Annotated in this window: 16 protein-coding genes; 6 read left to right on the top strand and 10 right to left on the bottom strand. The window is 45.1% G+C overall.

Annotation, left to right across the window (positions count from 1 at the left end; all coding sequences use genetic code 11):
• Positions 1–72: 72 nt before the first annotated feature.
• Positions 73–399 (bottom strand): hypothetical protein, encoded by a 327-nt coding sequence (locus MKX40_RS16705; protein ID WP_339234159.1) that lies wholly within the window; start codon positions 397–399, stop codon positions 73–75.
• A gap of 207 nt (positions 400–606) precedes the next feature.
• On the opposite strand from MKX40_RS16705, the gene MKX40_RS16710 reads away from it, so the two are divergent.
• Positions 607–1,164 carry an XRE family transcriptional regulator gene (locus MKX40_RS16710; RefSeq protein ID WP_339234162.1) on the top strand — a complete coding sequence of 186 codons (558 nt, stop codon included), beginning with the start codon at positions 607–609 and terminating at the stop codon, positions 1,162–1,164.
• Between the two features lie 53 nt (positions 1,165–1,217).
• A complete protein-coding gene (locus tag MKX40_RS16715) occupies positions 1,218–1,691 on the top strand; it encodes a YbaK/EbsC family protein (protein WP_339234164.1) in 474 nt (157 codons plus the stop codon).
• 154 nt (positions 1,692–1,845) lie between these two features.
• On the opposite strand, the gene MKX40_RS16720 is transcribed toward MKX40_RS16715, so the two are convergent.
• The 8 genes from MKX40_RS16720 to MKX40_RS16755 all read right to left on the bottom strand — a co-directional run bounded on the left by MKX40_RS16720 (position 1,846) and on the right by MKX40_RS16755 (position 16,396).
• Positions 1,846–4,353, bottom strand: coding sequence for a WG repeat-containing protein (locus MKX40_RS16720; protein WP_339234167.1), 2,508 nt, complete (start codon positions 4,351–4,353; stop codon positions 1,846–1,848).
• A 207-nt stretch (positions 4,354–4,560) separates the two neighbouring features.
• On the bottom strand, positions 4,561–4,839 hold the full coding sequence (locus MKX40_RS16725) for a hypothetical protein (RefSeq protein ID WP_339234169.1): 279 nt from the start codon (positions 4,837–4,839) through the stop codon (positions 4,561–4,563).
• Positions 4,826–6,658 carry a hypothetical protein gene (locus tag MKX40_RS16730; RefSeq protein WP_339234171.1) on the bottom strand — a complete coding sequence of 611 codons (1,833 nt, stop codon included), beginning with the start codon at positions 6,656–6,658 and terminating at the stop codon, positions 4,826–4,828. The genes MKX40_RS16725 and MKX40_RS16730 overlap by 14 nt, the downstream gene beginning before the upstream one ends.
• 4 nt (positions 6,659–6,662) lie before the next feature.
• A complete protein-coding gene (locus MKX40_RS16735) occupies positions 6,663–10,217 on the bottom strand; it encodes a DUF4132 domain-containing protein (RefSeq protein ID WP_339234174.1) in 3,555 nt (1,184 codons plus the stop codon).
• A 19-nt stretch (positions 10,218–10,236) separates the two neighbouring features.
• Positions 10,237–11,460, bottom strand: coding sequence for a VWA domain-containing protein (locus tag MKX40_RS16740; protein WP_339234177.1), 1,224 nt, complete (start codon positions 11,458–11,460; stop codon positions 10,237–10,239).
• Complete coding sequence (locus tag MKX40_RS16745) at positions 11,445–13,913, bottom strand: DUF5682 family protein (protein ID WP_339234179.1); 2,469 nt, start codon at positions 13,911–13,913, stop codon at positions 11,445–11,447. Before MKX40_RS16745 ends, MKX40_RS16740 begins: the two co-directional genes overlap by 16 nt.
• Positions 13,901–15,001, bottom strand: coding sequence for an AAA family ATPase (locus tag MKX40_RS16750; protein WP_339234181.1), 1,101 nt, complete (start codon positions 14,999–15,001; stop codon positions 13,901–13,903). Before MKX40_RS16750 ends, MKX40_RS16745 begins: the two co-directional genes overlap by 13 nt.
• Before the next feature lie 417 nt (positions 15,002–15,418).
• Positions 15,419–16,396 carry an aldo/keto reductase gene (locus tag MKX40_RS16755; RefSeq protein WP_339234183.1) on the bottom strand — a complete coding sequence of 326 codons (978 nt, stop codon included), beginning with the start codon at positions 16,394–16,396 and terminating at the stop codon, positions 15,419–15,421.
• 188 nt (positions 16,397–16,584) lie between these two features.
• Here MKX40_RS16755 and MKX40_RS16760 point away from each other — a divergent pair, with 188 nt between their 5' ends.
• The 4 genes from MKX40_RS16760 to MKX40_RS16775 all read left to right on the top strand — a co-directional run bounded on the left by MKX40_RS16760 (position 16,585) and on the right by MKX40_RS16775 (position 20,020).
• The gene (locus tag MKX40_RS16760) at positions 16,585–17,784 is read left to right on the top strand and encodes a cytochrome P450 (RefSeq protein ID WP_339234187.1); all 1,200 of its coding nucleotides are present in this window, start codon (positions 16,585–16,587) and stop codon (positions 17,782–17,784) included.
• A 40-nt stretch (positions 17,785–17,824) separates the two neighbouring features.
• Positions 17,825–18,172, top strand: a complete 348-nt coding sequence (locus MKX40_RS16765; RefSeq protein WP_339234189.1) for a ribosomal protein L7/L12 — start codon at positions 17,825–17,827, stop codon at positions 18,170–18,172.
• A 130-nt stretch (positions 18,173–18,302) separates the two neighbouring features.
• Complete coding sequence (locus tag MKX40_RS16770) at positions 18,303–18,590, top strand: metalloregulator ArsR/SmtB family transcription factor (protein ID WP_278294764.1); 288 nt, start codon at positions 18,303–18,305, stop codon at positions 18,588–18,590.
• A 245-nt stretch (positions 18,591–18,835) separates the two neighbouring features.
• Positions 18,836–20,020 carry an MFS transporter gene (locus MKX40_RS16775; RefSeq protein WP_339234191.1) on the top strand — a complete coding sequence of 395 codons (1,185 nt, stop codon included), beginning with the start codon at positions 18,836–18,838 and terminating at the stop codon, positions 20,018–20,020.
• A gap of 120 nt (positions 20,021–20,140) precedes the next feature.
• On the opposite strand, the gene MKX40_RS16780 is transcribed toward MKX40_RS16775, so the two are convergent.
• The gene (locus MKX40_RS16780; protein ID WP_278294762.1) at positions 20,141–20,896 is read right to left on the bottom strand and encodes an SDR family NAD(P)-dependent oxidoreductase; all 756 of its coding nucleotides are present in this window, start codon (positions 20,894–20,896) and stop codon (positions 20,141–20,143) included.
• Positions 20,897–21,059 lie beyond the last annotated feature (163 nt).

Below are 21,059 nucleotides of genomic sequence, written 5' to 3' on the forward strand. Positions count from 1 at the left end.
ACAAATTACACAATTACACATAGGCATTATTAGGTTCTGTTAAATGTTAAAGTTAATCCATTGTTTATATTTTTATAACTCAACGACTACTTTTGCCCTTCCAGAATCATCGTACCTAGGCGGTCCATAAGCTCCATTCTCCCCATCGCTGTGTACGAATAATTGTTTAATTATCGACATTAGAGATTTCAGGCCCCATTCACCGTATAACATCTCAGCTGCCCCTTTATTGGAATAGATGACCAGGTTGTTTGGATATGTCTCAATTACGGCAAAGGATTCACCATGTACAACCGCCTCCAGCTTTTGTTTCCACTCTGCAGATTTCGCATCATATTTGATGACCTCGTCGCTTAACTTGAGAATGAATGGTGAAGTAGTTACATTCTCGCCAAGCAAAAAAAGTGTTGTCGGAGAAAATTTTCGTTTTTTATTGTATAGACAAATGTGACTTTTTTGATCTTTAACTCCCGTAATATTTTCCATTTATTATGGATAAATATGAGAATCGGTTACTTATATCATTAAACTGTCGCCTATTGAATCCAACTGCTTGTATGTTATGCTATATTTTAAAATGTTATAACATACAAAAGGAGTGATGCAATGCAATCGCCAGTATTAACTATTGGAGAACGGTTAAAAGAAATACGAGCAACTAGAAATCTTACACTTGAAGATGTTTCTAAACTGACTGATGTAAGTAAGCCTATGCTTGGACAAATTGAAAGAGGACAGTCTTCACCAACGATTACAACTCTTTGGAAAATCGCAGTCGGCTTAAAAGTTCCTTTATCTTTATTATTGGAAGAGCTAGAAGATGAGTGCAGTGTGGTTGATACACGGTCCAAAGACGCTATCGTTGAAAATGATGGAAAAATGAGAGCATTTCCTGTTTTCCCTTTTGACCCTACCCGTAACGTTGAAATATTTTATATCGAATTTGATCCTGGATGTCACCATCCATCTGAAAGACACCTTGATGGTGTGGAAGAATATATTTTTGTGGTACAAGGTATGTTAGAAATGGTAGTCAACACAAAAAAAATTGTTTTAAAAGAAAATCAAGCACTCCGCTTCCGTGCTAATGTTTTTCATTCCTATAATAATCTCTATCAGGAACCATGTATCATTTACAACATGATTTTTTACCCAAGAACATAGACAAGTTTCATCTGTGATCATCTAGAAAATATTTAAAATGAGGTGTGGTGATTATGGCAATTGAAAAAGTAAAAGATTTTTTTAAACAATATGGTATGAATTCTCAAATTATCGAATTTGAAGTATCTAGTGCAACCGTGGATTTGGCTGCATCTGCATTAGGTTGTGAGCCAGAGAGAATCGCAAAAACACTTTCTTTTATGGTGAATGGACAAGCTGTTTTAGTAGTTGCTGCCGGGGATGCAAAAGTGGATAACAAAAAATTCAAAGAGTATTTCAAAACAAAAGCAAAAATGCTTTCTCCTGATGAAACCATGGATATGGTTGGTCATGCCATTGGAGGTGTTTGTCCATTTGCTATCAAAAATGATGTTTCTGTTTATCTGGACATATCTCTAAAACGTTTTGAGACAATCTATCCAGCTTGCGGGAGTAGCAATAGTGCTATTGAACTTACAATAAAACAATTAGAAAAATACTCTAGTTATTCAGAGTGGATTGATGTGTGTAAAGGCTGGAATGTTTGATTTATAGTAGCTCTATATGGGGTAGCGCCAACATTTTGACTAATTTATACGCTAAGTATCAGCGGGCATTTGCTTAAAGCAGGAAAAATCCGCTGTCTTTGCGCCTTAACGTCCTTAGTGTATATTTTCGTTAAAATGTTGGCTGTACCCTCAATCAACTATGAAAAGCTTTCCAGAACGAACCTTCTGTATTAATGATATTTTTGATCTGCACAAACGGAATCGTAAACGTTGGAAACCCTGCTGCATAAGGTGCAATATCATATGGATTGAAATAAAGATGCAACGCATCCGCTGTGACAAAAAACGGCTGATCCGCACTAATGCCCGTATAAGTGTCTGGAAACACATAAGAGTATTGAGGATCATTTTTGATCTGATCCCCCACAATCTGGCTTAACACTTTGACATAGTCACTATTCGGTTTAAATAAATCTTTCAGCTCATACAACTGACCGTTCGTCAGATTAATAATCGCATAGATCATCGTAGGCATACCATGCGCTGCACCAGCCGGGTAGTTATAACCTGTGAGTTGCAATTGCAATAATTGCTGCTGATAGAACGTGATATCAAAATCCCCTGTATACGTGTAATCTAGCTGCTGATCGGCAGGGATTGGTTTAACCTGTGAGAGCTCCTTCAACTTGGCATTCAGCGCAAGCTGCTCCGCTTGGTTCATTAATCCTTCCACTTGCGGATAATATACGAGGTAGTCCCTGTTCGGTTTGTACTTCTCTTCGCGTACACGGTACGGCGGATGAAGTGGAACGATTGTATTTTGCCGCCAAATGATCTGTCCTGCCCGGTTCACATATGATAAGCGCTGATCTACATAGGCTTTAATCAGATCTGGTGCCACGACCTCCAGCGTACCCGAACCTTCTACATGGGGATATCCAGCAGCAGGTCTTCCACTCCGATCCAGCAGATAGGTCTGTCTTCCGTCGGATGCAGATGCCAGACCGTGTGTATAATTGCCTACATCGCGATATATGAAATCCGTAAGCCTTCTGCCATTAATCTCTGCAATCGCGTATACAGAACCAATATAAGGCTGCTCCGGATGAATGGCTTGCCCTAACGCATAACGATGCTCTCCTAATTCGCGAATATCATTATACGCGGGTTGAATAATAAATGATCCTTGCGTATTAATGACACCATAGTTCGATTTGTAGTCCTCCGCTGTATTAACAATCGCTTGCCCGCCACTAAAAGGAAATGCCGATGAAAACTTGGGCTGAATGCGAATATTCCCCCGTTCGTCGATATACCCATATTTGCCAGAAGCCTCTTTTTGAAAAGCAAGCAGTCCATCCCCCAGTGGTCCCACATAGGCATAGGGATAAGTAGCGAGTCGTTGTCCATTGCGATTAATAAGCGCATATTCATTATCTTTGATCTGCACAACCGCTTTGCCATCTTGAAAATCATTCCCTGATGTGAACTGTGCCGGTATCACCTCATTGCCCGAAGCATCCAGATAACCATACAGACTCACCGTTCCATCTGTCTGACCAGGATTGGAATCGTAAAACAACGCTCGGCCGTCCTTCATATTCGAGATATACGGGTATGCCCGTTTGATCAGAACTGTGCCTTGTTCATTAATCATCTTAAATCCTTGAGAATCAATGGTTATCGCCCGTTCTTCAGAAAAGGAATTGATGGAATCGTATACAGGTTGAACGACATACTTCCCTTGAAGATTAATTACGCCGGCATGACCATCCTTCACAACCACAGCCAATCCATTGGGCTGGAACGCTTGCGCGTCATCCAGAACTGGCTCAAGCCGAATGTGACCTTGGGCATCCATATACCCCCAACGCGTCCCATTCGTGGTTCGAATTGAGATGGGGTATAACCATGTTGTTACCCGAGCCTGGCTTATGGGGACCATCGCCTGCTTAATTTTCTTTTCCAGTTCCTGTAGTACTTCCCTGGAAGGATACGCTTCCGGGAAACGGAGTGCCTTCTGAACGGAAACGAGTGCTGCCGGATACTGACCTGCATGGTACTGAGCATCCGCAAGGTAATACCAGTAGAAGATATAATCAGGATATTGCTGGGTTAGTTGCTCGTAATATTGCACCACTTTGGGATAATAGGTTGCATATACGTCCGGTGCAGGAACCCATTTCCCGTTCTGCCATCGGATAATCTCTACACGATAGGCTTCACCTGTGTCATGAATCCAGAGTGCAATCTCCACCTTACCATCTCGACCATGCGGACCAGGCATATCTATAATCTCTGCATAGCTATAATATAGATCGTCAGGCGCCAGATCTTTGAGCCCTGATTCAGTCCACTCATATACAGCAAGCTTAGACCAAATAGATCCAATCTGCCAACCAATGATGAGATTGTTCCTTGCCGTTGAAGTTACAGGGGAAGCAGTCATTAAAGTCACCCCATAACCCAATCCCTTAATTAGTGCCATCTTGATCCAATGCCCTTGAACAAATTTCAGAATGAGCAAATACAGCTCACCATTCAACTGATAGACTGCAGCAATCTCCGGCATACCGTCACCGGTAAGATCTGCCGCATAGATTGCTTGATGTTGAACAGGTTTATCAATAGTGACGACCGTTGCACCAGCCGGAATATGTTGATTCACAATTTGCGTTAACAGCGGTTCGCTCATGGACATCTCAGTTTCCTCCCTTATGACCGCATTCGCCTAATGGTATGCGTCATAAATTGGGATATGACATGTAATTCATTTAATCTTACTCCACGATAAAAAAGATTTGCAGTGACCTTGTGGCCTTCTGCAAATCTTCTTATTTCTATGCTATATCTTATTTTCTACATTATATCGCTTCATGTGCCTTCGCTTCGCGGTTATTATCCAGTATCACGTCTCTTCTTGCACACTAAGCTGTACATATTGCGTGAGACGGCAATACTGAAATAACAGCATCTCTTCATTACCTTGTCCCAGAGCCACGCTACGCCCTTCCTTGATCATGTGATTTAACAACTCGTGAAGGAAACTCATCTGCAAACGCATGGATTCCGCTGCCAGCTGCTCAAGAACTTCAATATCTCGGATCGCAAACTGGGATCCCCCCCGCAGGAGCAACTCTTCAGACCAGCTGCTGATTCTTTGCATGAACTGATTATGCTCTTCCAAGTCTTCCCATCCTTCCATTCCCGATATCCAGTTTAAGACTAAGCACCGTTTGACCCTTCAGGAAACTGATTGGGCTAATCCGTCTTGATTCCACACGCACGAACGCATAGAAGTGTTCAAGGGATTGGGAACCATATCCTGATTCCAGTCTTTGGATCATGGTCTGCCAATCTGTTGAATACGGGAGAGTGAGTGTCAGTAGTTCTCCATCGGCACTCTCAACCTTTAGGACAAGATCTTGCGTTTGTTTGACAAAGCTATGGTCCACAATTCGAGCAACTTTGATCACAGCCAGTCGTTCTCTAGGCGCAGTGAATAAGTCAAATGTTCGCGATTCCTCTTGAAGTACAGACGATGCATCCTGCATGATTTTGCCCATATTCAGCGTTTCCACGCCCGAACGTGGCAAAATGGTAAGCTTGGCGCCTTCTCCGGAGGAAATCCGGTGTTCTTCATTCACTTTCACGGAGTGGAATTGAACTTCTTCACCCACGAACTGACGAAAGGTCACATGAGGCAGCCATGGTGTAAATGCACCATAATGCTCTGTATATGAGAACTGCTGATCATCATAATACACAGCACGTACATCGCTATAGGTGTAGATTTCCCCATCATCGAAACAATAGAAGTAATAGGTGATACCACGGAAACCGGATCGTGTCTCCCATGCATCGGCTCCCAGTCCATATAGGTGAAGTGAAGGAACCGTAAAGTATTTACTTCGAAAACTGCCAATGAGCTGACTCTGTTGAATGGTTGACACCTGTTTCTCTTCAAGAGCCTGGAGTGCAAGATACAGCTTGCTTACCCGATCCAGCATGGATTGCATGGAGAAACGGATATGTCTGTTGAGAAACAACTGTAGTTCGCCTTGAATCCCTCGCAGACTGCGTTCGATGTCAGGCAGGTTGCCACTATGGGCAGCAATGGCCAGTGTCTCCAATTGTGCCATATAGGACTGCGGAAGACGGGCCAGTCCCGTCTTCAACAATCCTGCCAGCATCATGCGACATTCCTGCACGGTCTGCAAAGAAAACTTGGCTTCGTACACTCGTCCACTTAATGCATCCGTATCATCCAGCCCTTTTAGTGCACGATACCGTAACAATGCTTCAAGCTTGGCCAGCTTTCCGGCTGTCTGCGGCACCTTGCAAAGAGCTTTCGCAAGACTGGCTTCCTCAGTAAAAGACACCTCCATGTTCTGGCTTGTCAGCTGTACCGTAAGAAGTGAATCTTCAATGATCTTCACCTCTTCAGGGTACCTTAAGCGGAATACAACTTCCTCTATCATGGAGGCACTATATGGTTTAATTAACACGCTAGGATCAGACTCCGTCATCCAGCGGAAACGAGACTCGATCTCACGAGATGCTCCATGCGAAACTACGTTTGAATCATCCCTATTTGATCCTACGTTTGACACAGAGTCTGGTACTGTTAAACCTTTTAATACGTCCAAGGAATTCTTTTCCGATATCCCTGAGTCCTTATCTGGCATTTGCTTCTCGTCAACACTGATCGAATCCTCTAACGAATGTTTCCGTTGATCATATAGAATTGCAATCAGCACATGCTTGCAGATATGCTCTGACGGACAGGAACAATTCCAATGATCCAGCGTATCCTCAAGCGTACATTGTGTCCCATCACTTAACTCGCAGCTCACGGATGATTCATTCCATGTGTATCTTACAGTTACACCATTGTCCAACTCTTTCAAAGACCTTTTGTACAATCCCTTGTTGGCGTAACGGATCAGATAATCCTCTGCACACAGCTTCGAAAAAATCCGGAATTTCTCCTTGAACGCACTCACGTTATCAACGCCCCGTTGCTCTCAAAATATCGTAGATCGTTTCACTGAATACGCGACCTGAAACGTTGCCCAAAGCAATGGGTTTGTTGTCACCGTAGTAATAATATTGCTTGTTATTCGGTTTGAAGAAATGCAGGGATTCCAGGGTAATGTCATCCAATCCTTCGTAATACGTAATACTCGTACCACTGAATTGCAATTCCGCAACAAGATCTCCGTACTCTTTATAAAATTCATGATACCAGCCGCCGTCCTGTGCAGGCCCCTTGATCCAGCCGTATTTCTCCAGTGCTTTGGGGAAAGACGTTGGTGAGAAATCAGACTCAGGTAGACGATCGTATTCATTCTTGGTCTTGTCCTCATCTTCAGGCTGATGAATTTCACGATTCAGTTGTTCAAACGGCTGCTTGATCTCGTAATCCTCCAACTGCGTTATCCAACCTTCAAGCGTCGCCTGATCCAGTTCCAATGGGTGTATAAGTCCCACTTGTGCACCTGAAGGCAGATCAACCTCATCTTCATCCACGGAATTAAAGGTGCCGTCCTCCATATAACGGAACGTGCTGATCAGAACGCCATCCTCATACGTTCCCCAGATCAGACCAACAGCAAATTTTTGCATGATGACATTATCAACAAACAGAGATTTCCACTCATCGGCAGACCACAGACGTTGCTTGGACAATGATTCTTCCAGACGCTGCGCCTGAATGTTAACCATGGATTTGAGATCTTTTTTCAGCTGCGTAAAACGTGCCTTGGACTGTGCTGCGAGTTCAGCATCGTCTTTCTGTGCAGGAGCAGGCAGACTCTTCACGGATTTGCCCGTTTCTTCATTGAGTACAACCACTTGCAAGTCTCCATTCACCTTAACCAGGAAGGAGCGCTCCCCGTAACTCAGCTGCATGGTCCCTTTTTCATCAAAACCAAGTGTAGTGACCAACCGATCTTCCAATTGTTCCGAGGTAAGTCCCATATTATCAGCTGCAAGCTGCAATGCTTCTTCAGCTGCACCTTTCACTTGGCGGTTCTTCACACCACGTTTGATCTTGTCAATCGCCATAAGAGCGGATGGATCTTTCAGATAAGCGAGCACTTTTACAGCATCCGCTGCAATCGCACCACGACTGTTTTCGGTCCATTCCTTAATTTGCGGAGCCAGAATATTTACAATCTGAATATCACCAAAGAGTGCTGAAACATACATCACCCACTTCTCTTTCGCGGGAGCACCTTCCTGAATCCAGACCTGAAGCAATTCACTTGCAAAACGAGCGAGCGATGCCTCACTTACGTAGTCCCGTAATTCATTTAACCTTTCATTGGGACCAGATGTATGATCCAAGGATTGCACCAGCACATAAAGCTTAATTCGGTCATCTACCTTTTCATTATCCTCTGTCCGTATCAGGGAAGGGAGATCTTTCAGGGACAACCAGCTTAGTCTGGACAGCTTTTTGCTATCTGCCTGATCAGCAAGCGCAGCATGGGCATACTCCGGGCTCAGATCCGCGGTATCGAGCAGAATTTGAATCAGGTTCTTCCAATCGGCTGCCTTCTCCTTCTTCAAAAGCTCACCGTACAGCTCCTTGCTGTTTTCCAAACTGCGGATTGCGGTCAGAGCCATCTCTTTGATTCCCACTTTTTTCTCCGAAAGGTATACGAGTGTATACAAGTCCTGATCAGGTATCCGATTGAATTCGGCTAACGCCACACCGTTGGCCTTCTTGGACGAATCCTGCAGTCCGGCACGAATCGCTTCGGACAGTTGTTTCTTCGAGAGCTCATCACGCTGTTCAAAAGTAATCTCCAGAATTAAAATGCGCGTATCCGTTGGCAGTTTCTTGTACTGTGTCAGTGCATAGTCCAGATTCTGCTGAATGATTCGGCGGTATTCGTCATGTGGCATGGCTTTGTATCTGTAGTCGGTCATGCCATTGAGAGAGATCAGGCTGGTCAGCAATTTTTCACGTTGCACCTCAGGATCTTGTCCATAACGTTGAAGCAGTTTCTCTCCACTAAACGCGTATGAATTATACATGTCTGAGACAATATCCAGCGTCCAATCGGGATGAGTGGTCAGGATTGCGAATCTGCGCATTGCTTCCGACTCCAAGGGCAGAAAACTAATACTGATGAGAATATGAACACGCTTCTTGTCCCGATTCAGTTGATTAAACAACGCACGACTATTCGAGTCTTGCCAATATTCCTCAAGGGTGTTTTCCCCACTTAAGTATCTTGCAATCGCAATTCCCTGGCGCCCCCCATCCAATGGATGCCGCAAAGCGCTGAATACTGCTTGCTCCAATGACTCCTCTGCATTGGGCAGCTCCAATCCCTGATCCTCCATGAATTTTTGAATGCAAAGTTTGAGGAATGGCGTTTTGATCAACTCGTAAGCTCGAATTGCTTGTTCAGGATGATTCGTGACCGCGGATCGTAGCATGTTCCAGGATATGGTATACATATTAAGCTCGTCTCTCAGCATTTCAACCAACTGATAAGGCTCATCCAGAGGCACAAGTCCAGCAAGCAGATCATTGGGACTCTTTGCTCTCGGGTCCATACTCAGCAAGTAACTTCGAACTTCAAGTGGATAAATCTCATGTAACTGATGCAGGGTGTGAAGCAAAACATTCCCAATCTCACTCTTTGCATCAAGAAACCGTTGTTTGCCTCCACTAATATTAATCAGGTACAGCAAGGCACTGCTCACCAGTACCATCGTTTGATGGAATACAGCGTGTGAACATTGCTCTTTAGGAGAGAAAGACGTATTGGGATACAGCTCAGCTATGAGCTGACTACGCTTTTGCTTGAGGAATTCATCTTTTAATTCTTGGGAAGAGCCGTTATGCTTCCCTTGAATGTTACTGACCACTATAGGTTCGATCAACGTATGTAGCTCATTCCGCAACTGATCAGGATCATTCGCCATCACATGTTGAAACAACGCTGGCAACGATTGCGCAGCAGATTCAACCTCTGCATGAGAAGAGGTATCACTTAGCTTCGAATATAGTTGCAGGAGCATTAATGCATTAATGACATCCCGATAATTCCCCTGACTGTCCGCTTTTTTGGAATCAAAAAGCCACTGGGCACGTTTTAATTTGCTCTTCAATTCAGCCAGAATTTCGTTTTCGCCCGCAAACTGTTGGATCTTCTCCAACCTGGCCAACAACCCGCCCATGCGATCAGAACTTTTGCTCTTCCCGCTTAAGCCGTAGGCTTCAGAATCATTTCCCATACAGATGGTAAAGGCATCCGTTCTCCATGTATTTCTTTTGGAATAAGTCGATTCCAGATATATCACAATAGCCCCGGCACGGTAAAAGATGTCTCCGTCCTCTTTTTTGGCGAGCTTCATGAGCAGATCAATCGTCTGATACACATAATGACTCGAATTTCCCAACATATCCGGGAACTTGTCTGTCGTTCCCAAGACATAATCAATAATCTCGGAGCTTCGATCTGTTTTTAATGAATACTCGTTTGAACACGTTACTGCGAATTTCTCCACCAAAGTTTCTACTGCACGATCTGTGGTAAGCATTACACATTCCTCCTTGAATTTAAGTGATGATCTCGCCAATCCAATCCGCAAGCTCGTTTGGGGTAATTGCTGCTACATGTGCGCCCATATTGGTCAACGTCTGTGCGGCATGTTGGTTATAGACTGAATCTCCGTTAAAATCGAGCGCAGTGAGAACCAGCAATTTGCAGCCTGCGTCGATGATATCTTTACAGGCTTTGTACATCTGCGCGATTGGGTAACCTTCCTCCAGGTCACTGACCAGAATAAAGATCGTTTTGCCTGGATTATCGATTAACGTCTCGCCGTAACGCAACGCTTTGGTAATATGTGTGCCCCCGCCGAGCTGAACATTCATGAGCACGTCTACGGGATCCTCCAGTCTGTCGCTCAGGTCAACCACCTGCGTATCAAAAATGAATAATTTCGTGCGCAGCGCATTCAAGCGATAGAAGATGCTGGCCATCACCGAACTGTAGATAACTGAATCCAGCATACTGCCACTTTCATCCACCCCAATAATGATGTTCCACTTGTTATGAGGTTGTATATTCCCGTCGAAATAGAGGCGATCAATCACAAATCTGCGCTTATTTTTATCATAATTTTTCAAATTTTTGGTAATGGTTCTTTTGAAATTCAGATTGCGCAAGGATCGTACTGAACTCGAAGTATAACGACTGCGCTTACCCATGATACTGGCTCGAGTCTGAGATTCCAGCTTGCTGCGGAGTTCCTCAACCACCGTTCGCACGATCTCTTTGGCGCTCTTTAACACCTCACCTTTCATCCGTCCTTTGAACTGCATAATGTTCTTGAGCAGATTCATGTTGGGTTCAAGGGACTCAAGCAGCTTTTTGTCTGTTAACAATTCAGTCAGTCCATAGCGGTCGAGTGCCTGCTTCTCCAATATTTCTACCGTTGGTTTGGGAAATAGGTCCCTGACCTTGTGTAACCATTTCGGTACAGTCAGGTTGGACGCACCGCGTCCTCCTTCTTTTCGGTAACCTTGTTCTTCACCGTATTCACGGTTGTAGAGATAGCCCAGAATCTCATCCATTTCCGTATATTGAAATTCACTCGAAGTGTATTGGTCTGTATTGCACAGCCCTTCTTCGGCCGATTCACCAAGAATCAGACGCCAGCGATTTAAGGTTTCAGCAGAAGGATGCTCCCCTCGTTTGCCTCCATCCAGATTGGAACTTTCCTTGATTACTCTGGGTTCGCCCGCGCTCCGATTCGCTTCATTCATATTAGCTTCCATGCGGCAAACTCCTTTCGAAGCGCTTCGTCCCATGCTTTGGACTGGATCAGCATCTGTTCATCAACCGCAGGTCTTGACATCTCCACTGGTTCAACCTGATGCAGACTTGCCACCCGTTCAGCAATCAAGCCTGTTTCCATTGGTGTAAAGTAAGTGAATGCCAGCCTTAATTCCGGTACCATGCTGATGAAGTCGTCGTATGACAGCTTTTCAATCAACACATTCAACTCGGATAAGAGCTGATCTTCATATAAAAAAGCGTCACGTGCGACTGTGAATACGCCCTGTAAAAAAAATGCCGTTTGACGGGTCTGATCCGGTGTACCATGGATATACCCGCGAGCACGATCAACAATCTCATCTCGGGGCCTGTCGCCGAGCCCTGAGGAAATAGCCACACACACACCCTCCAGCTGTGCAGGAAGCTGGTGATCAGACAAAAGCTCATTCAGATGAATTCGGAATGTCTCATCCTGAAAATACGCCTCCGATGACTCCGCGAGCATGGCTAGCAGCTTCAGTCCCTGAATAATGGCTTCATGTTCATCCGGATTGGCTCTGGAGAGCTGCAACAACTTGTCCACGGCGTTCCTATAAGCTTCGGATACCAGGTCAGGGAGATGTTGCTCGTCAGATAATCCCAGCAACCTGCGGTGTTGATGAATTCGGTTCAAGACTTGCAAGCTGTTACATAAGGATAGGAAATTCCCGTCGGTTCTCAGCGCCGAGCGCACCTGTTCATAGAGCTTCATTGCTGTGTTCTGAAGTCCCATGAGCAGTGCTTGAAGCATGAGCCCGGCAAGTTCACCGCTATGATGATCCGGGATCTCCTGCATTTGTTCTTCCATTTTGCGTGTGGCTGCTCCAGCAAGCGTTCCGCCATAAAGGGAGTTCTCTATCAATCTGGCCTCAATGCGGGAAGAGTACATATAAACCCAGGTTTCACGAACCAGATTCATGTCACGCTCTGCGATCCAGTCTGGCCCCGATTGCCGTTTTGCGAATTCTGGAACCAGATACGTGATGCATTGAATCAATTGGCTGATCTGACGATGCTCCGGTTTCGCATACAGATCCAGCACTTTCTTGTGTTGTCCTGTTGTGCGAATCTGCAATTTGTAGACTGTACAACGCGCCTTGAAATCCTCCACGATGGGGATACTGAATGAATTGGGAGCCACGCTTCCAATGACGTCTCCTGTCAATAACTGCTGTAGCTCTTGCAACGGTTTATCGGTAGCCAAGGTAAGCTCCCCCTTCACAAAGGAAGAGAGTGCTGCATCCATCAACTCGTACACGCCGCCTTCCCTTTTACCCCGAAGACCGGCAAGGCCCTGAATCATACTGTACGCCTCAATTGCATCACTGGTTGATACATGTTCGTGACCGTCCCGTAATTTGCGCATCAGCCGAGATAACAAGTCCAGAGCCGTTAGATTGTATGGTGTACTCTTCTTGCGAAGCAGCTGGTTCCAGATCTGATCGTAATAATTCACATAAGGCATGCCGCTTGCATATCCATTAAGCCGATCTGCTTCAGCAAAGGTATAGACCATCGGGTACATCTGTTGGTGAACCGCACTTGGATCAAACGCACTGTGTGGAGACCTACCTGGTTTACCTTGTGCATCCAAATGTTGTTCTGCATGTTGTTTATCCATTTCTGGCTGTTCCAATTCTGATTCATGTTTCTCTGACATCAACAGTCCATAAGTATGAAATCCACCGGTAATGACAAGCACACGCTCATGCTCAAGTACCGCTTGTTGAATACGTTGTTTCATATATGCTTCTCTTGCCAAATCACCTGAAGACTGTAATCGTTCCGTGGAATAACACATTCGGGATAGCGTACAATACGTGAATACATCCTGCACGAATTCCTCAGTAGATTTCTCCAGTCCACCAATCTCAAACACCTTTTCCCACAATTCATCAAAACTGCGACAGTTTGTTTTTTGGCACAATCGGTTGATAAATTCCGACCCTGCAAGCAAGGTTTCGTCTTGGATGGAGATCTCCTTTTGCTCTATCTGGCCGGATTTGGATGCATGAGTGGAGAAATGTTGGTAGTCCAGGTCAATAAACTTCGCCGGAATGCCCAGTCGTTTTGCTTCTTTCATGGCCACATATTCAGGCGAATAACGAAGCATCGGATAATAGCAGGCTTCTCTCTGCAACTCACTCTCATAGGTGTAGTACAGACTGACAGGAGGCAAGGTTGCCTCATCACTCAGAACCGAAATGAATGGATTACCGCTCTCTGGTCCTTCGATCAGAATGATATCCGGCTTGTACTCTTCGATTAATCGTAACAAGTGATATGAACATACAGGACTGTGGTGTCGTATTGGGTAATAGACCGTATGATTACTCAGGTTATAGACATGGGACTTGAACAAGGATTGTAACTGATCAACATCAGGGTCCAGAACTGCTGTTAACCGATCCATTTTCTCTCCTCATAATAGTCCTTCCATATTCCCTCTTCCCTGGAACGTTCTTTAACAACCTTGGAGAAGTAGGTTTTGAGAATGGACAGATCCTTGTCGTTTTCCTTCGCAATGGTCCCTAGCATGTTCTGCACTAATCGATCCAGCGCAATAGCCTTATCTTCGTAGTAATAGGAAGTCATCGCACTCTGGACATAGACTGACACCGCTTCTGCTGTACTCATAGAGGCTTGAGGTGTATCAAGCTTGTAGCCCTCCCGTGTCATGCCGGTGCGCAGTTCCATAAAGGTTGTAGCCAGCAATTCAACCACATCCGGGTTAATTTCAATATCAATTCCACTATGTAATAACAGGCTTCTTGCCTGGGATTCAATAATTTTGGCTTCCATCTTCACGTTATGAATGGGCTTGATCGTTTCAAAATTGAACCGCCGTTTCAAGGCACCGCTCATTTCGTTAACACCTTTATCCCGAATATTGGCTGTAGCAATAACGTTAAATCCCGGCTGGGCAAACAGTACACCGCCATCCAGTTCGGGAATGCTCATAACCTTGTCACTGAGAATACTGATCAGACTATCCTGCGCTTCAGCGGGACAACGTGTAATCTCTTCAAATCGGGTAAGAATGCCTTTCTTCATTCCGTTATATAACGGCGATGGTACAAGCGCCGCTTCCGAAGGGCCTTTATCCAGCAACATGGCGTAATTCCATGAATACTTGATCATGTCTTCCGTCGTACCTGCTGTACCTTGAATCGTGTTCAGGCTGGTGCCGGAGATCGCTGCGGTTAATAGTTCGCTAAGCATGGTCTTGGCTGTTCCGGGTTCTCCCACAAGCATTAATCCCCGATTGCCTGCCAAAGTGACTACTGCACGTTCGATCAACACGTCATTGCCATAAAATTTGCGGGTAATCGGGATTTCTTCTCCATTCCATAGCGCTGGCTTATCCCTGCCAATAATAAAATCACGCACATAGGCGGGAGATAACAGCCAGTTCGGGGGACGTTTTCCCTGATCCTCTTCTCGCAGTGCACGTAATTCAACCTCGTATAATGTCTCGGCGGGTGGTTTAAGCATCTCCATCGTCAAGGTGTCTCCTCTCACATAAACAGATCGTATGTTCTTATTCCTATCATTTTATCACAGCACCCTGACATCTACCCGGTAAAACGATAAAAATGGTTGAAACGTCCTTCTTATCAGCACTCTTCCTAAGCCCATGGACATATCCTCTAGCACAAATATGAAGTTGAATTATCCTTATAGTCGTTTCGACACACGGGTTTCGAGCAAAAGAGCATGCTTATGACTAGTACATTCGCAGTGTAGGTCATATGATCATAGGAATCATTACACTTTCCATATTGTGTTTCAACCAAATGAGGCCAGATATCACAAAGAAAGACACAGCTCAGCAACCGTGTCTTCTTCTACAATCATCTTTCACACAATATCTATTAATTTTTCGATCAAAACGAAGCAATCCTCTGATATCTCTAGTTACATCCTACGCCCGCATGAAGCGGAATACAGCTCGTACCACTCATAACGGGTAAGCTCCATATTTGCTGCATCACGACAGGCCAGAATACGTTCTGGTCGAATCGAACCAATGACTGGCTGAATCCCTGCTGGATGCTTCATTAACCAAGCCAGTACAATAGATTCCGGTGTCACCCCACGCTCCTTGGCCATTCGATCAACCAGCCCAGCCGTATGCGCAATCTCCGGGCGTTGCCCTTCGACGACCCTGCCCGTATATCGACCTTGAGCAAGGGGACCCCAAGCTTGCAGTTGAATATGTTCTGCCTGACAATATTCCATCGTGCCATAGGGAAATACGTTGTCTCTGGCTTGGGGGCGATTCACCGTCACACCAGCTTCTACGAATCCAATTTTGTCCAGACTCATCTCCAACTGATTCACAATCAGAGGTACTTTACTATGAAGTTGAAGAAGGTGAATCTGTTCAGACCCCATATTGGACACACCAAAATGGCGTACCTTACCGGAATGATGCAGCTCAGCCAGTGCTTCTCCAATCTCTTGTGGATGGGCTAGTGGATCAGGACGGTGTAACAGCAAAATGTCCAGATAATCGATGCCAAGCCGTTCCAGGATACCGTCGACACTCGCCAGGATATGTGCACCTGAAGTGTCATAACGCTGCGGTCCTTCATCATCACCCACAAGACGTATACCACACTTCGACTGTATAATGATCTGTTCACGTAAGCCAGGAGTTTCGGATAAGACTCGCCCCAATACATGCTCTGCCTTACCACGTGTGTATATATCCGCCAGATCAAAGTGATTAATCCCTATTTCGATAGCCGCTTCGACCGCTCGATGACCCTCCACGACAAGATCTGAAGTAATGGGAAACCCGTCCCATTCGCCCCCAAAACGCATACAGCCAAGAACCATTCGACTTGCCGGAATCCGGTGTTGATGCAAAGGAAGTTGTGTGTAAGACATGTCAGCGTTCACCTCGTTTTCATTTTTACCAAGCATATTAATCATTTCTATCTACCATGTCTTCTTCCATCTTCCTCTATTTTCCTGCTCAATCATTCACCTGGACCAAAAACAAGGTTTCAAAAGCCTACGTATTGAATATATAGAAGGTGCAGACATATGAAGGAATATGAGAGGAGATTTTGCATTTGAAACCGAATGAAATAAACGAATCCTCAAAGCCAGCGTTTTTTACCAAAGAATTCACACATAACCCTTACCCGGTGTATGAAAAGTTAAGAAAAGATGAGCCTGTTTTCAGAGTCATGTTTCCACATGGAGAATTCGGTTGGATTATTACCCGATACGAGGATGCAGTCCAGATTTTGAAAGATCCTCGCTTCAGCAAAGACATGGTCCGACGTTATGGCGCTGAAAATCAAAGCATTTTCTCGAATAATATGTTATTCTCCGATCCGCCAGATCATAGACGTCTTCGGGGACTTGTGCAGAAAGCATTCACACCCAAAATGGTCGCTAACATGCGAAGCCATATTCAGGACATCGCTGATGAACTGCTGGACAACCTCCCGTCACAGGAAAAAATGAATCTGATCGATGATTTTGCTTTCCCGCTGCCCATCATTGTTATCAGTGAAATTTTGGGAGTCCCTGCCCAGGATCGTGACCAATTCCGCATATGGTCCAATACGGTAATCGACGCTTCCACAGCGGAGAGCGCTGAGCTGTTTGAGCAGCATTCGAAGGAATTTACGGATTACCTTACGGCCTGGTTCGCGAAAGTACGCCAAGACCCGGGCACAGATCTGATCAGCCAGCTCGTCATTGCAGAAGAATCCGGGCAGCAGTTAACTGAACAAGAATTGCTTGGCGTGGTCTCCTTATTAATCATTGCCGGTCATGAAACAACCGTTAATCTCATCGGGAACGGCATTCTCGCCCTGCTGGAGCATCCGGAGCAACGCGAACTGCTGATCAAGCAACCCGAGCTTATTCACAATGCCATTGAAGAGATGCTGCGTTATAATGGATCGGTAGAGTTCAGCACATCCCGTTGGGCTCTTGAAGATATTGAATTCCGTGGACAGCATATTGCTCAAGGTGAACTTGTCATCGTTGCGCTTGATTCCGCCAACCGGGACGAACAGCAGTTTAAGGATGCTGATATCTTCGACATTACCCGCGAAAAAAGTTCACATCTGGCTTTTGGCAAAGGCATTCATCTCTGCCTCGGAGCCCCGCTTGCTCGTCTGGAAGGTGAGATTGCAGTCAGCACACTTCTGAATCGTTTTCCAAATATGCAGCTTCAGGCAGATGTGAATGAACTGGAATGGAGACCTGGCATGATTGTTCGTGGTGTCAAGGAAATCCCGGTTCAACTTAAATAATGGCTAATAAGGAATACATGAAAGCGAGGCACATGACATCATGGAAATGAACACCTTGATATGGATCGTTCTGTCGCTTCTGATCCTAGTAGTATTGATCCGAGTTACCAGCCTGCAACGCCAATTGAATGAATTGAAAAGAGATGTGGAGCGTCTGGAGAATGGTTCAACCGCAATCGCCAGCCCACGCTCCGACTACAATTACACCTTGTCGCCGAAGGAAGCATCTCCTTCACACACAAGCCCACCGGGTCAAACTGATCTGGATTTGGAGCTGCTTGCACTTATACAACAAGGGAAAAAAATTATGGCGATCAAACGACTGCGCGAGGCCAGAGGTCTTTCGTTGAAGGAAGCCAAAGACTATGTTGATTCCCTGGAACGGTAATATACAACTATATACAACTCACATCACTCTCGGGGGAAGAATCTTCGTCCGAGAGTTTACTTTTCAAATGGCATATGATACTGTATTTCTATATTACTAGAAATAAGAAATAAAGACGAAAGGACGGATGATGATGCAACCAAACCCGAATGAACTTGAACAAGTGGTCAAAATTCATAAAGCACTTGGTGAACATACACGCTATAAAATCATTCAGATTCTATCGGGCGAAAGCAACCTGTGTCCTGCCGATCTGGAGAGTCGCCTTGTTACCGTTGCCCTATCAACTCTGTCTCATCACCTGAAACAGCTGTCCGATTGCGGCTTGCTCACCTCACAGAAGAAAGGTACGTATATCTACTACAGCCTGAACACGGAGACCGCACAGAAGTATGTTCCCTATCTTCTAAATAAATAAAAAATTTAAGTTATATTTCTATATAATTAGAAATATCGAAACAGTGAACAATTATCATTGTAGAATGAGGTCACATAAGTTTATGCTTATGCCAATCTTCAGGATCTCAGTTGTTACATCACCATTCGCAGATGGGTTACATTTCACATATGATTTGCATTCACAGATTCATGCCTTGTTCTCTCGTCTTTATTTCTATATTTCTAGAATTATAATAATTATGAACAGAAAGAGGTTATGTATCCATGTCTTCTACGCTCAAAATCTATGTTCTTGCCTTGGTCAGTTTCCTTGTAGGAACGTCCGAATATGTCATTGCCGGCATTTTGGATCGCATTGCAGATACCATGAATATCTCTTTGATCGCTGCCGGGCAACTCATTACGATTTTTTCGCTCGTATATGCGCTTGGTACACCTGTCATTATTGCACTGACTTCGCGCTGGGATCGTCGCAGGCTGTTGCTGTACTTCCTTGGTCTGTTCGTTCTAGCGAATGTACTTGCTTATCTGTTGCCGGGCTATGGTCTGTTCGTCGCAGCACGTGTCTTGATGGCTCTGGGTGCAGGCGTCGTTGTTGTCACGGCGTTAACAGTCGCTTCCCAAATAGCTGCCGAGGGCAAACAAGCTAGTGCAATTGCCACAGTAATCACTGGCTTTACCGCTTCATTGATTGTTGGCGTTCCGCTAGGAAGGCTTGTAGCTTCATCATGGGATTGGAAGCTTGTTTTCGCAGGTATAGCCGTTCTCGGCATTCTCGCCATGCTGGTTATTGCGGCCACCATTCCGCCTTCAAAAGCGGAAGCATCTGTTCCACTGAAGAAACAACTATCGTTGCTCAAACAGCCACGAATTGGTTTAGCACTGCTCGTGACATTTTTCTGGTTAGGTGGTTATTCCATTGCTTACACGTATATTTCACCTTATCTCGTAACCGTTGCAGGAATGAGCGAAGCACTGCTCAGTTCGGCTTTACTCGCATTCGGCATAGCTAGTCTGATTGGTTCAAAAGTAGGAGGATTCAGTGCTGACAGATGGGGTGTCAAACGGACGTTAATCACAGGCATGACACTGCATATCGTGAGTCTGGTCCTGCTGAATATAACGGCAAGCTCTCATCTCACTGTCTTGCTTGTTCTGATTTTGTGGTCTTTTGCCGCATGGTCTTCGGGTCCAACTCAGCAATATAATCTCGTGACGATGGCTCCCGAATCCTCAGGGATTATGCTTAGTCTGAATAGTTCGGTCATGCAACTAGCCATGGCCGCTGGAGCAGGTATTGGTGGCATCGCGGTCAGCAGTGTATCATTGTCATCGATTACCTGGATTGGGGCTGTCGGGGTCGTTGTGGCCATCATCATTGTTATTGGCTCGTATCGTTCATCATCTAATAAAAGCACACAAACTGATGCATCACACAACGTTGCCTGATATGGATCCGCAATACCATTCGTAGCATAAAAGAGGAATCAAAAAGAGAGGCACTGTACACATACAGTGACCTCTCTTTGACCATCTTAAAAACTATTTTATTACCGATAAGCTTAACGCTTATTGAGCTGTTACTGCACCATCGATCGGGTATACTGCACCATTGATATATGGCGCTTCATCTCCCAGAAGGAAGGAAACCAGGTTCGCGATCTCTTCCGGTCTGCCAAGGCGTCCAGATGGAATGCTGTCCACCGTTGCTTTGAACACTTCAGGATTATCTTTACCAAACTGAACAACCATCGGTGTCTCAATCGTGCCTGGCGCAATCGCGTTCACACGAATATTGTCCTTGCCATATTCAATTGCAGCTGTGCGGGTCAAGCCGACCACGCCATGTTTGGTTGCTGCGTAAGGTGCAACCGCGGGTACACCAACAATACCGGCTGTGGAGGCTGTATTCAGAATGGAACCCCCACCTGTCTTGAGCATTTCCGTAATCACATACTTCAACCCGTAGAACACACTTCTCAGGTTAATATCAATAATTTGGTCAAACTGCTCGATCGTATGTTCAATCAGCTTGATCCCAGGACCCGCAATACCTGCATTATTAAAGAACATGTCGATTCGTCCGAACTCTTCGACTGCTTTTTTTACATAATTCTCAACTTCAGGTGCTTTACTCACATCTGCTTGTACAAAAATAGCTTTACTTCCCAGCTTCTCAATCTGCTTAACCGTTTCACGACCTGTCTCTTCGACAAGATCCACAACGACAATGGATGCGCCTTTCTCAGCCAGCTTTAGCGCTGCTGCTTGGCCCAATCCACTCCCTGCTCCAGTGATAATGGCTACTTTTCCTGCGTGACTCATGTTGATCTCCTCCATGTGTGTGTGTCATCTTGTGATTGGATCGATGAATACGATATGAAACGTACGTACATGCAATGATGCCATATGTAGGTCAAAAATGGCATAAAACCTTCCTGACTTTACCTATTCTAATAGACTTTCGACATAAAAACAAATCATATAA

The sequence above is a fragment of the Paenibacillus sp. FSL R5-0517 genome (assembly GCF_037974355.1).
Lineage (GTDB): Bacteria > Bacillota > Bacilli > Paenibacillales > Paenibacillaceae > Paenibacillus.